The sequence below is a fragment of the Nocardioides sp. Leaf285 genome, from assembly GCF_001422955.1.
GTDB classification, from domain to species: Bacteria; Actinomycetota; Actinomycetes; order Propionibacteriales; family Nocardioidaceae; genus Nocardioides; species Nocardioides kribbensis.
The window spans coordinates 324065-336468 of sequence record NZ_LMNH01000005.1 but is presented as its reverse complement, the minus strand read 5'-3'; the positions used below and the strand labels follow the sequence as shown (position 1 = coordinate 336468).

The window sequence follows — 12404 nt, the reverse complement described above, 5'->3', positions numbered from 1 at the left end:
CTACGGCACCTTCAGCCCGCCGTCGGCCCCCGCCGCCTCGCCCACGCCGACGCCTTCGGCGGTGCCCACCCAGACTCCCACCGCGACACCCACGACGGCACCGGCAGCCGACACGGTCCTGGTCGCAGACACCTTCACCTCATCGTTCATGGCGCCCCTCAACCGCACAGAGACCGGGGACCGGCCCTACCTCGTCTACAACACCACTCCGGGGAACTGGGTCAAGCAGGACGGCTTCGCCTCCGACCCCAGCACCCAGTCGTCGCTCAACTCCATGACCGTCGTGGACGTCGGCAGCCCTGACGGCTACATCCAGGGCGACTTCGGCTTCGGCCGAACCGCCAGCAACGCGCTCTACGTCCGTGTCGTCGACGGGCGCAACTGGATCCGACTTCGGGTCGACTTCAGGAACGTCGGGGAGGTCGTCTACACCCTCGTCCTGGAGTCGGCCAAGAACGGAGCCATCACCGAGTACGGGCGCTTCTCGATGGCCGACAACCCGCCCTGGGACATCCGCGTGACCATGTCCGGCACCACGATCTCCTCCAGCCTGTCCTACTACTCCGGCGGCTCCCGCGTGAGCGGACCCAGCGCGACCATCACCGACTACGCCACCGCCACCAAGCACGGCATCGGCGAGGCGACGTCCACCGTGGAGAACGGGGCCTCCGGCTTCGACAAGTTCACCATCCAGGCCGGGTGAGACCGCAGTCCGGTGCAGCGCATGGCGCCGCTCGCCGGTGCGCGGCACAGGTCGAGGTAGACCGACGCCCCACGCCACCTCCCCGCGTCGCATCGACGCCGGGGAGGCCAACCTCGAAAAGAGGACCCATGAGCCCCCAGGAGCACCCCAGCAAGCAGGCTGGCCTGGTCCTGCTCGATGTGCTGCTCGGGCTGTCGATCTTCTCGCTGCTGGCCTTCATCTCCCTCGGGNGATCGTCGTCAACGACACCGACGCCCCACCCCCACCGCCGCCCCCAGGAGCACCCCAGCAAGCAGGCTGGCCTGGTCCTGCTCGATGTGCTGCTCGGGCTGTCGATCTTCTCGCTGCTGGCCTTCATCTCCCTCGGGTCGGTCTCGCAGATCCGGCAGGGCGGGTTCGCCAACGGTGCTGGTGCTGAGGCCCAGAAGATCTCGGCTGGTCTGGAGGCCTTTTACACCGACAACCAGTCCCTGCCCGCCAGTGCCACAGGGGCGCTCGCTGCCCTCGACGAGCGGGGGATCAGGCTCACGACGGGCCAGAGCCTGGGCGGCTACTACTTCTCCGGCGGGTCCTTCCAGGTGTGCGTGGTCCACAAGTCCGGGGGCACGGCGAACACCAACATCGACGCGTGGGCGATCTTCGACTCCGTGACCGACGCGGTCGTGGAGTCGGGCATGTCCAAGACCGAGACGGTGCCCGGCTTCTGCACCGGCAGCCCCGGTCCCTACGGCACCTTCAGCCCGCCGTCGGCCCCCGCCGCCTCGCCCACGCCGACGCCTTCGGCGGTGCCCACCCAGACTCCCACCGCGACACCCACGACGGCNCTACGGCACCTTCAGCCCGCCGTCGGCCCCCGCCGCCTCGCCCACGCCGACGCCTTCGGCGGTGCCCACCCAGACTCCCACCGCGACACCCACGACGGCCCCGGCCACGGCGCCTGTGAGCGTGGCCGACACCTTCACATCGTCGTCCCAGGCGCCCCTGGACCGGACCGAGACAGGCGACCAGCCCTACCAGTTCCTCAACGCCGCCCCGAGCGCCTGGGTCGAGCAAGGCGGCTTCGCCAAGAACATCGTCGACCCTTCCGCCAGCAACCCCATGGCTCTCGTCGACGTGGGATCCACCAACGCCACGGTGGGCGGCCGGTTCGGCTACGCCCCGTCTCAATCAGGGGCGCTGTACGCCCGTGTCGTCGATGCCCAGAACTGGATCAGGCTGCGCGTCGACTACTTCGACTGCACCACGAACGCGGGCACCTGCTACGCACTGGTCCTGGAGACTTCGCGTAACGGCGTGCTGACCCAGCAAGGCCGAAGGGACCTCGGGAACGACGGCCCCAGCGACATCTTCCTCACCCTCAACGGGACCTCGGTCTCGACGGCGTGGATCTACAACCCGGGCGAGGGCACCAACATCGGGCCAGCAGGGACCGTGTCCGACTTCGTCGGAACGACTCGCCACGGCATCGGGGCGGCAGCCTCCGCTAGGCCGGTCGGCCTCGGCGGCTTCGACTACATGAGCATCCAGGTTTCCTGACCCCCTCACCTCGAACTGACCCCACGCTGACCCACGCCGACGCCGTGAGGGGGCTGGCGGCACAGACAGGGGTGTGACCCCCACCCCTGCACCTGCTGCCCTCGACACGGTCCTGGACACCGTCTCGCCCACCTCCACTGCTGTCCCGGCGCTGACCGACCCGGCCCCTGACCAGGTCGCGCTCGACACCTTCGCGCAGGCCGCTCTGCAGCGAGGCTCGGTGATCGTCGACCCTGATGGCACCGGTCACGACATGCCCCGCCGCTACCAGGCTCGCCCGGCCAACCAGGGCCCCGCGGCGGTTGCACTGCACAGCATCTTCGGGCTCGTCACGGTCCTCAACCTCACTGGCGCCGCGCCCCGCGGCAGGTTCCGGCTCAGCGCCGACGGGACGCTGCTGCGGGCCTTCTACGCCGACGGCACCCCGGGCGTCACCTACCGCCTGCCGCGCCCGCGCCGCTAGCGGCCTCCGGCGCTGCTGCTTGGGAGGTTCGAGCCCGACCGGGAGCGGTTTGAGCCTGGCGCCGCACACCCACCAGGCATGACCTCCAACCTCGCCGCGCCCGGGCGCGCCCGCACACCCCGCCGGGCCCTCGTCGCGGTCCTCGCCGCCTTCACGATGGCCGCCACTTGCGTGGCCAGCAACACCGCCTCCTCGGTCGCCTCCACGGCCACCGCCTCGAAGGCCACCACCGGCACGAAGCAGGTGAACGCCAAGCCCCCGTCCAAGCAGTCACGTGACGACGTCACCGCCCGACCCACCGTCGAGGGCGTCCCGACCCTCCCGGGGGCCTATCGCTTCGCCTCCGCCCCGGACTTCCTCAACCAGGACGTCGCCGACGTCAGCGGCATGTCGGGGTACCGCGGCGGCCCGAACGGCACGAACTCCTCCTACGAGGACTCCCTGGCCTACACCCTCGGCCAGATCGCCCAGACCGGCGCCGAGGACCTCTTCGTCGCCGGAGACCTCGTCGAGGGCTCGTGGGGTCTGGACAAGACCGGCTCCGGCGTCTTCGGTCCCGCCGAGACCAACGCCCAGCGCAAGGCGGCGGCCCGTCGAGCCGCTGAGGTCTACTACACCTCCTGGCGCGCCCGCGTCCGCGCCGCAGGCATGGAGCCCTACCCGGCCGTGGGCGACCACGAGATGGGTGACAACCCGTGGACATCGCGGGGACGCACCGACGACTACGGCACCTGGCTGGACTGGAAGCGCCGCAACCAGACCCTCTTCAAGGACCTGTTCGGCGAGTTCGCCCTCAACTACGGCCCCGACCCGGTCGTCCGGCGCACCTCGTACGTCTCGCGGCCCACCTCCGGCCCGTCGCAGAAGACCGCCTACGCCTCCCTCGTCGACCCCACCACCCTGCTGGTCACCATCGACGTCTTCCACACCACCCCCGACGGCTCCGACGTCGTGGCCAAGGTCGACGACGCTCAACTGGCCTGGCTGGAGTCGGTGCTGGCCAACGCCCAGCGCGCCGGGATCCCCTGGGTCATCGTCCAGGGCCACACTCCGATCGTGGTCCCGGTCCGCACCCGCTTCTCCTCGGCGCTGAAGTACCAGGGCGGCACGAACTCGGCCCTGTGGCGCCTCATGGACCGCTACAACGTCGACTTCTACTTCTCCGGCGAGGTCCACGACCACACCGTCGCGGTCGCCAACGACATCATCCAGATGAGCCATGGCGCGCTGTTCTACCGTGGCGAGTTCTCCTTCGTGCGCGGCCAGGCCACCAACAGCACGATGTCGCTGGAGACCCACCTGTTCGAGGCCAGCGACATGGCCTACGGCAACCTGCTGTGGTCGACCGAGGGCGGCAACGGGCCCGAGTTCATCACCTACGACGACCCCTCCCGCGTCGTGGGGACGCTCGTGGTCGAGCGCGGCGCGAACGGGCGCAACACGATCACTCGCCGCACCGGCATCTCGCTGCCCTTCTACGGCTGAGCCCCTCACCACCGCAGCCCTCACCACCGCAGCCCCGCGTCATCGCAGCCCTTCCTCACCGAGCCCGCCAGCCTGGAGCGCACACCTCCGGGCTGGCGGGCTCGCGACGTGACGGTGGAACCGCGGTGCATCCAGCGCTGGTGGCCGCACACGGTCCGGCCATGACCGCCATGCCCGTCACCGACTCCGTGACCGACCTCGTCACCGACGCCGCCACCGGCCGCACCGGCCTGGTGGCCGCGCGCCCCCGAAGCGGCCACCTCGTCCACGTCATCCGCGACCAGCCGCTGTGGCGCGCCAAGATGGGCCTGGGCCGACTCGTCATCTACGCCCGGCCCCTGTGCTACGGCAACCGGGTCGGCGAACTCCTCGCCTCGCGCCCCGGCAGCACCAGCATGCGCATCGTCGGCGGCCACAGCACCCCGACCGAGCCCAGCGTGGCGCTGGAGCAGTCGAGTACTCCGTGCCCCACCTGCGCGCGTCGCCTCGCTGACCCGGCCTTCCCCGTCTGACCTGCCCCGTCTGTCCCTCGCCGAGCACGTGGTGGAGGGACTCGAACGGCTGCCACCCGCAGCAGGTCGCCTCCGCCGCTAGCCCGCCGGAGACGCCCGCGGGGCACAGGGACATCGTGACCCCTCCCTCCACCACCACCGTTCCCGACCCGGCCAGCGAGCCCGAGCCCGCTGCGCTCCCGGCCGCGCGCCTGACGCCCAAGGAGGCGCTGGCCAGGGTCCTCCCCGGACCGTTGGCCCTCGACCCGCTGCGCGACCACGCCCACATCGAACGGGGCCGCCTCCTGCGACAGCGCTGGCTGGAGGCAACGGAGGCGCTGCGCGCCTTCTACGACGAGACGGGTCATCCCCTCGCAGAGGACCGGCCGTCGGCTGCCGCCCCCGACGTTCCCGCCACCACGGCAGGCGAGGAGCCACACGCCACCACGGCCCTCACCGCAGGCGCGCAGGCAACGGTCGTAGACCTCGCCGGGTCGGTCACCGACCCCTTCGCCTACTTCCTGCCCGGACCCCGCGGTGCCGTACGATCCCCGCGGGGGTCCGGCAACGCCGTTCAGGTGACTGTCGCCGACCTGGTCCTCAACGGGTTTCTGCGACCCGGCGACATCCTGAAGCCAGTCGACGCCGAGGACCTCAGCGCGACGTGGCTGGCCGTGGTCGAGGCTGACGCCCTGCTCCTCGGCGGGCAGCGCTACACGAAGTTCTCCCCGGCCGCGGCCGCGGTGACCGGCAAGGCAACGTCGGGCTGGGGTTTCTGGCAGGTCGCCGCGACAGGGGAGACCCTGGACTCGGTGCGCGAGCGCTACCGGGCTCGGTTCCCCTCGCTGAGGCCCGAGACGAAGCCGTCCCGCCCCGCCTCGACGACCACCAAGGGCGCCGCCTCCCGGTCTACCGAGCCGATCGCCGAATGACCCAGATCATGCGCAGGCGCCCCACCGCGACAGGAACCGCAGCGGCGGCCCCGAGGTCTGCACTGTTTGTCGCTGGCGTGGGGCAGGATGCGTTGAAAGCAAAGGATTCCAGAGGAAGGCGCTACATGCTGGCCGAGGCCACCCGCTCTGCGACCGGATCCGGTACGCGCGAGGACCGCTCCTACCGCTCGTTCCTGACCTTCGAGGGCCAGCGCGACGCAATCGACCACGCCCTGCAGCAGGTCGACGCATGGTTGCGCGGCAAGCGCTACGACGTCGACGTCCGTACCTCCGGCTACTACCCCCTGCCCAACGGGGAGGTCGTGGTCGTCCACCACGACCTCAAACTGGCCACCGCCTTCCGGGTCCGCCTGACCGAGACCGACAACCACGGCGAGCAGTGGCTCTCCTCGATCGCCATGTGGGCCGACCGCCGCGGCGGCTGGGTCTCGATCCGTGTCTCTCACACCGGAGGCAAGCCCGCCAAGCGCCCCGGCATCGCCCGCGCCCTGGTCGAGGCCCTCGAACTGCGCGACTCCACCTACGCCCTGCGCACCGGCGCGCCCGTCCTGCGCCCCGACGACGTGCCGGACCTGGTCGAAGCCGTCACCGACCCCGGACGCACCGGACTGCTCTTCGTGGCCGCGACCGAGGCCGGTGCCCCCGACATGGTCACTGGCTTCGTCGAACGAGCCCAGGTGTGGGCCCGCGGCATCGACGGCATCGCCCAGATGGTCGTGCTCGACCCGCCCGCCACCGAGGCCTTCAACGCTGCCATGGGCCGCAGCCACGAGGCTCCTCCCTGGACCATCCGGACCTACCAGACCCGCGTGGACCCAGAGCGCCCCGGCGACCGGCGCCGCCACCGCATCCTTGGCACCGCCCGGCTGGCCGGACAGGACCGCGACGTCACCTCGCTGCTCGAACACGTCGCCCGCAGCCACTCCTCGACCACCAGCCTCCCGTCGGCCGCCGCCCAGGTGCTGCGAGGCCTCAACCGTGTCGAGGACCGACTCCTGCTCGACACAGCCTTCGGCCCAGCCCCCACCCCCGATGCGTCCGCCCCGACAGCCCCGGTCCAGGGCGTCCCCGCCCCGCGCCCCGTCAGCCCGCCCGCCGGGCCGGTGCCCACACCGCCCGCGCCACCCCGGGACCGCCCGGCCAGCACACCGGCCAGCCCGGCCACCACGCCCGAGCCCGCTGTCGACCCGGCCATCGGTCCGGACCGCACCGACCGGACCGACTCCCTGCTCGACGAGGTCGCCCGGCTCCAGCAGCAGGTGGACGCCGCCGCAGCAGCCCTCGGCGTACCCGACCTGAGCCCTGCGGCCATCGAGGAGGCCATCGCCCGGCTCGCCGCCCCACCGACCCCACCGGCCGCGCCGCCCGCCCGCCCCGAGCCCGCCGACCCGGCCTCCGACCGTGTCCGACGGGAACTGGGTGAGCGCCAGCGCCGCATCGACGAACTGGAAGACGCCCTCCAGGCGGTGCAGAACCTCGCCGACGACGCCCAGATCGAGTGGCAGGAGGCAGAGGAACGCGCGGTCGAGGCCGCCGACGAGTCGCGGTGGCTGCGGGGGGAGTTGGCTGCCCAGGACCGCTACGACGTGGCCTACGCCCCCACGCCGCCCGCCAAGGCCACCACCCTGCCCCAGGACTTCCGCGACCTCATCGACACCGTCAAGGACCTCGAAGAGCACGGCGTCTTCTTCACCGGCGACGAGAAGGTGACGTTGAAACTGGCCACCCAGGACCCCACCGGCGCCTTCGCAGGCAAGGCGTGGGAGGCGCTGCTGACCCTGGTCGACTACGTGCGAGCCAAGCGGGACGGCGTCCACGGCACCAACGTCAAGGAGTACCTGAAGAGCACCCCGCCCGGCTACCGCGGATGGTCGCTGAACGCCTACGCCGAGACCGAGACCGGCGCGACGATGGAACGCTACGGGCACCTGCGCAACCTGCCGGTGCCCCCGGAGCACTTCGACGGGGCCACCCGAGCGCTGATGCCCGCGCACTTCAAACTGCCCCGGCTGGGCATCGTGACCCCGCGGGTGCACTACCTCGACCACACCGGGATCTCGGGCCTGATCTTCGTCGGCCACATCGGCCCGCACCTGCGCAGTCCCGAGTCGAACTGACCCCCGCCGGGACTGGGCGGAACCTAAGTCCCGGCACCCTGAGGTCACGTCTCGGCAACAGCCTGGCGCGAAACGTCTTTACTCTGGGCGCAGGCGTGCGAACCTTTGCCTCGCCACCATGCCGCTCGGGCGGGACGTCCGCCGTGAGCGCCGCCTTCACAGGAGTCCCCATGCGCGTCCGCCCCGTTCTGTCCGCCCTCGCCGTCTCCGCCGCCCTGCTGATCAGCGGGTGCGCCAGCACCGAGAGCCCCGCCAAGGTCACCGAGGAGGGCAGCGCCCCCGTCGTCACCGAGGCCAGCGACCCGACCGCCGACACCGACGCTGCCGAGGGCGAGGACGCTGCGGCCAGCGAGGAGGAGGAGTCGGAGCCCGCCGAGGAGACCGCCGGTCTCGGCGACACCGTCGCGGTCGCCGGGTGGGACGTGAAGGTCACCGAGGTCAACATCAACGCCGCCGAGCCCATCAAGCAGGCCAACCAGTTCAACGACCCCGCCAAGGGCGCCTACGTGCTGGCGACCTACGAGGCCACCTACACCGGCGAGGAGCGCACCGCCGACTCCTTCATCGACCTCACGTGGACCTTCACCGGCACCGACAACCAGGTCATCGAGACCGCGTACGCCGTCACCCCGGCCGACAACCAGGAGTGGCCCACCGTCGCCCGCTCCGGCGGCACCGTGCGAGCCCAGGCCGTCTTCGACGTCCCCGTCAAGGTCATCAAGGGCGGCCTGCTGACCGTCGAGGGCTACGACGAGAACTACGACACCGTCTACGCCGACTTCACCGTCTGACCCCACCCACGCTGCCGACCCCGCCAGACAGCGACCGGCGCCCCGAGCCTGCCAGCAGCGGCAGCAGGAGACAGCCCGCCCCGGACACGTTCCGGCGGCGGGCTGCTCTGCGCTCAGGCCAGGGCGGGTTCAGCAGGAGCACGGCCGGTAGGCCACGCACCGTTCGCACACGTCGCGCACCCAGCCGCCGGAGCGGTCGTTGACCGAGAGACGGCCGTAGAAGTGGATGCTGCGGGTCTGGGAGTCCTCGCAGTTGTGCGACTCCATCCGGTCCTCGATCGCCCCGATCACCAGGGCGTCCTTCGCGGTGGGCCGCTGACCCCAGTCGTCGTAGGCCGGGATGTAGAAGGGCTCGGTCTCCACACCGTCGATGGACACGTTGACGGCCTGGCCGCCCGCGAACCGGTCGGTGGTCACCCGCACCTTCCACGAGGCCGGTACCTCACCCGCGGCGCGCATCCGCTTCACCTCACCGCGCACGTCCTTGGCGATGTCGGTGACGTCGGCGCGGGCGTACCGCTCACCGACCCGGGCCCCGTCACGCGTGTAGTCCACGACGGGCTTGCTCTGGACCGGCTCGACGCTCTCGTACACGTCCTCGACCGGGGGCTCGTGCGAGGCATCGACTCCGCTGCCGGTCAGGTCGACGCCGTCCAGGTCGGCCTCGGCGATCACCTGGGTGCCGAACTGGCCCGAGGAGCGACGAGCCGACTCACGAGCCGACGCAGCAGACGAACCAGCGGACGAACCAGGCTTGGGGGAGAAGCGAGAGGAGGTCATGTCCGCCAGGTGTGCGGCGCACCCGGGCAGTGCTCGGGACGGCGCCGACGGGGCGGTGGCACAGGAGGGTCATGCCCCATCGAGACCCTGCTGCGCACATCATCGACGTCGTGGAGCAGTGGGAGGAAGAACAGGAACGTCCATGGGTCACCGTCGCCCTTCACCCGCACGAGCGTCCTGAGGCGACGAGGCGGGACCGCCTGCTCTGCGCGCTGCTAGAGGCCACCAATTTCGAGCCAACTACGACTGGCTACGCGATCGGAGGGATCGGGGATCTTTCGAGCAGTCAGGCCCTATTCGAGGAGGGGGTCCGCGCGAAGCACTTCGCCACCATCTCCGAGCCCCTGGAGGGCAGGTTGCGGTTTGATCTGGATGCCGTCTTCATTCACTACTTCGACCTGATACCTGACGACCACGGATGTGGCTGGAAACGGGCGGACGAGTCCGGAAGGATCGAGGCGGTGGTCGAGGTAAAGACCACTGGTCGCGGTGTAGAGATGGCCGTTCGCAAGGATCTGCTGCGGCGGTTTCTCGCGAGTAGGCAGGCCAGCCTGCTGATCTGTCAGAGCGCCATCCTGCTTGACCGTCCCTTGCGATGGTCAGAAGATCAACGGATCGAGCGCAAGGACGGCGTCGCGTTCTGGCGAGGAAACGGCCGCTGGACCTGTATGGAGAGCAAGTTCGTGGTCCGACCAGTCGGATGGGTGCCGCTCACTGCCCATGACGATGGCTCTCCCCGCGAGCCCGTCCGCTTCGTCCTAGGCACCCATCCGGACGGGCGCCGTCGTTACGGCGAGATTCGATCCGAACACGACCATGAGACGTTGAGTGGAGAACTGCTGTACTTCCGTCCACAGGTTCTCGATCGCTACCGTTCCCACGGAGCAGCAACGGTGAGCGAGAGCGAGATACGTGTCTGGGGTGGGTTCTTGCTGCCGTTCGACATGACCGAGCAGAACCTCGTAGCCGTATGGGGGCAGGACCTCGGTGCCCTCCCGTCGAACGACCTGCAGCACTGGGCCACCCACAGCATCCCGCCCGAAGGGGACATATCGGAGACTCAGTACCTTCGCGACATCATGGGCGAGTGGGTCGAGGACCCGCGACCCACCATGGCCGCGCTGCGAGATGCACGCCGCGCGCTGGCTGCCGCCTTTGAAGACCACCTGGGCGCAAGCCTGTTCATACAGCAGCACCAGAACGACCGCGAACGGTGGGAGTGCCTGGCACTCACACCACACAACGACGTGGATCGCCTGACCGCCGATGTGCTCACCCTGTCGAAGAGCCTCGTCGACGCCCTCAACCTCAATGGCCTGAAGAGCCTGGGGGCCAACGAGGCGGGCTCCTTGAACGCCTTCGCTGATGTGTTGGCGCAAAGCGGGCTGCCCGCGAAGATCGAGGGGCTCCGTGAACTCCAGTCCCTGCGTTCGACCGGCATGGCTCACGCGCGCGGGAGCAAGTGGGAGGCGGGAGTGAAGCGATACGGATGGGACCTCACAGACCCGGCTGGTCTCACTTCGGACCTGGTTGGAAGGCTGACGACGGAACTCAACCAGTTGGCTTGCCTCTTGCAGCAGAGAGGCCGCCTCGCTGCGCCGTTCCGCTGACCCCGGGCCGGGGTGTGGGGCACAGTCTCTGCGTGCCTTCTCGTCTTCGCCTTGTCCCGTCCCGACGTCCGATCCCCAGCCGCGCCACCCTGGGCCCGGCCCGGCTGGCGGTCCCGTTGCTGGGTCTGGCGTTGGCCGCGTCGGCGTGCGCGGCGGCCAGCACCACCCCGGTCGCTTCACCGGCCGCCTCGGCGCCGTCGGTGCTGGAGATGCCTTCGCAACGGCCGGTCCAGGACACGACCCCGGGACAGCAGATCACCGCGCTGCCGCGCGCCGCTGCCTCCGAGGCTGGTGTGCTGTCACGAGCAGCGGAGCGCACAGCAGCCCGGGCAGGGCGCGGCTCGGGCAGCGCAGACGCCCGCTCCGACGGCGCCCCCGGGACCGTGCAGACCCCGGTGCCGCCCGCCTCGCCGACCTCCCCGCAGGCGGCCGCGGCGGGCAACCCGCTGGCCGGGCGGCCGTGGGGCGTCTACAAGGGTTCGCAGGACATGGCGTGGGAGCCGTACGTCCGGGCCACCGGCGAGACGAAGCGGACCCTGGGCGTCATCGCGTTGGCCCCGAAGGCCAAGTGGTTCGGCCACTGGATCCCCGACAGCCAGATCGCCGACCGGGTCCGCGACTACATCGACAACGCCCAAGCCGGTGACCCCGAGACTCTGGTGCAGATGACGATCTTCCGGATGGTCCCCTGGGAGTTGGAGACCTGCAAGCGGCTACCCACGCAAGCCGAGCGGGCCTCCTACCGACGCTGGACCGACGCGTTCGCCTCCGCGGTCGGCGACGCCCACACCGCGATCGTGCTCCAGCCCGACGGACCGTTCGCGCTGTGCGCGCCTGGCGGGTCGAAGGTGCCGTCGCGCCTGATCGCCTACACCGCCCGAGTGCTCTCCGGTCTGCCCCACACCAGCGTCTACATCGAGGCCGGAGCCGCCGACTGGCCCTCCGAAGGCCAAGGCGGCGTCGCCAAGGTGCTCGACTTCCTCATCCCCGGAGGCATCCAGTACGCCCGAGGGATCTCCCTGAACGGCACCCACTACTCCGCGACGAGCGACGAGATCCGCCGCGGCGCCGCGATCGTCGAAGCGCTCGCCCAGCGCGGCATCACCGGCAAGCACGTCGTGATCAACACCTCCGGCAACGGCCAGCCCTTCAAGTTCGGCACCTACACCGGACCCGATCCGCTGAACGCCCAGACCTGCCGCAGCGACACCGACCCCCGCACCTGCGTCGCCCTCGGCATCCCGCCCACCACCGACGTCGCCAACGCCCGCTGGGGCCTGCCCACCGACGTCGCGGCCCTGGCGCGCGAGTACGTCGACGGCTACGTCTGGTTCGGCCGCCCCTGGCTGTACCGCCAGAACTCACCGTTCGTCATGCAGCGTGCACTCGCCGTCGTGCGCAACTCGCCCTACTTCGACTGACCCTCCACCCCACCGACGGGGGCCACCGACGGGCCGGACCCGGTCCGCTCCGGC

11 protein-coding genes are annotated in these 12404 nt (G+C 70.5%); 9 read left to right on the top strand and 2 right to left on the bottom strand.

The annotated features are described in order from the left end of the window. Positions 1-150: a hypothetical protein gene (locus ASF47_RS21380; protein ID WP_156698071.1), complete on the bottom strand. Its 150-nt coding sequence runs from the start codon at positions 148-150 to the stop codon at positions 1-3. On the opposite strand from ASF47_RS21380, the gene ASF47_RS19425 reads away from it, so the two are divergent. The 7 genes from ASF47_RS19425 to ASF47_RS19390 all read left to right on the top strand — a co-directional run bounded on the left by ASF47_RS19425 (position 149) and on the right by ASF47_RS19390 (position 8539). Then, positions 149-703 carry a hypothetical protein gene (locus ASF47_RS19425; RefSeq protein ID WP_056865697.1) on the top strand — a complete coding sequence of 185 codons (555 nt, stop codon included), beginning with the start codon at positions 149-151 and terminating at the stop codon, positions 701-703. The genes ASF47_RS21380 and ASF47_RS19425 overlap by 2 nt on opposite strands. 1609 nt (positions 704-2312) lie before the next feature. After that, complete coding sequence (locus tag ASF47_RS19415; RefSeq protein WP_056865695.1) at positions 2313-2702, top strand: hypothetical protein; 390 nt, start codon at positions 2313-2315, stop codon at positions 2700-2702. Positions 2703-2780: 78 nt separating this feature from the next. Then, the gene (locus tag ASF47_RS19410; protein ID WP_056865694.1) at positions 2781-4187 is read left to right on the top strand and encodes a metallophosphoesterase family protein; all 1407 of its coding nucleotides are present in this window, start codon (positions 2781-2783) and stop codon (positions 4185-4187) included. Positions 4188-4348: 161 nt separating this feature from the next. Next, positions 4349-4699: a hypothetical protein gene (locus ASF47_RS19405; protein WP_056865693.1), complete on the top strand. Its 351-nt coding sequence runs from the start codon at positions 4349-4351 to the stop codon at positions 4697-4699. A gap of 116 nt (positions 4700-4815) precedes the next feature. Beyond that, on the top strand, positions 4816-5610 hold the full coding sequence (locus ASF47_RS19400) for a hypothetical protein (protein ID WP_056865692.1): 795 nt from the start codon (positions 4816-4818) through the stop codon (positions 5608-5610). Between the two features lie 125 nt (positions 5611-5735). Further along, the gene (locus ASF47_RS19395) at positions 5736-7748 is read left to right on the top strand and encodes a hypothetical protein (RefSeq protein ID WP_056865691.1); all 2013 of its coding nucleotides are present in this window, start codon (positions 5736-5738) and stop codon (positions 7746-7748) included. Positions 7749-7918: 170 nt separating this feature from the next. Next, positions 7919-8539, top strand: coding sequence for a hypothetical protein (locus ASF47_RS19390; RefSeq protein ID WP_056865690.1), 621 nt, complete (start codon positions 7919-7921; stop codon positions 8537-8539). A 129-nt stretch (positions 8540-8668) separates the two neighbouring features. Here the strand turns inward: ASF47_RS19390 and ASF47_RS19385 are convergent, their stop codons facing one another. Further along, positions 8669-9319 (bottom strand): hypothetical protein, encoded by a 651-nt coding sequence (locus tag ASF47_RS19385; protein WP_156698070.1) that lies wholly within the window; start codon positions 9317-9319, stop codon positions 8669-8671. Between the two features lie 110 nt (positions 9320-9429). Here ASF47_RS19385 and ASF47_RS21375 point away from each other — a divergent pair, with 110 nt between their 5' ends. Both ASF47_RS21375 and ASF47_RS19375 read left to right on the top strand, forming a co-directional pair. Further along, positions 9430-10929 carry a hypothetical protein gene (locus ASF47_RS21375; RefSeq protein ID WP_156698069.1) on the top strand — a complete coding sequence of 500 codons (1500 nt, stop codon included), beginning with the start codon at positions 9430-9432 and terminating at the stop codon, positions 10927-10929. A gap of 209 nt (positions 10930-11138) precedes the next feature. After that, positions 11139-12350 (top strand): glycoside hydrolase family 6 protein, encoded by a 1212-nt coding sequence (locus ASF47_RS19375; protein WP_235558813.1) that lies wholly within the window; start codon positions 11139-11141, stop codon positions 12348-12350. Positions 12351-12404 lie beyond the last annotated feature (54 nt).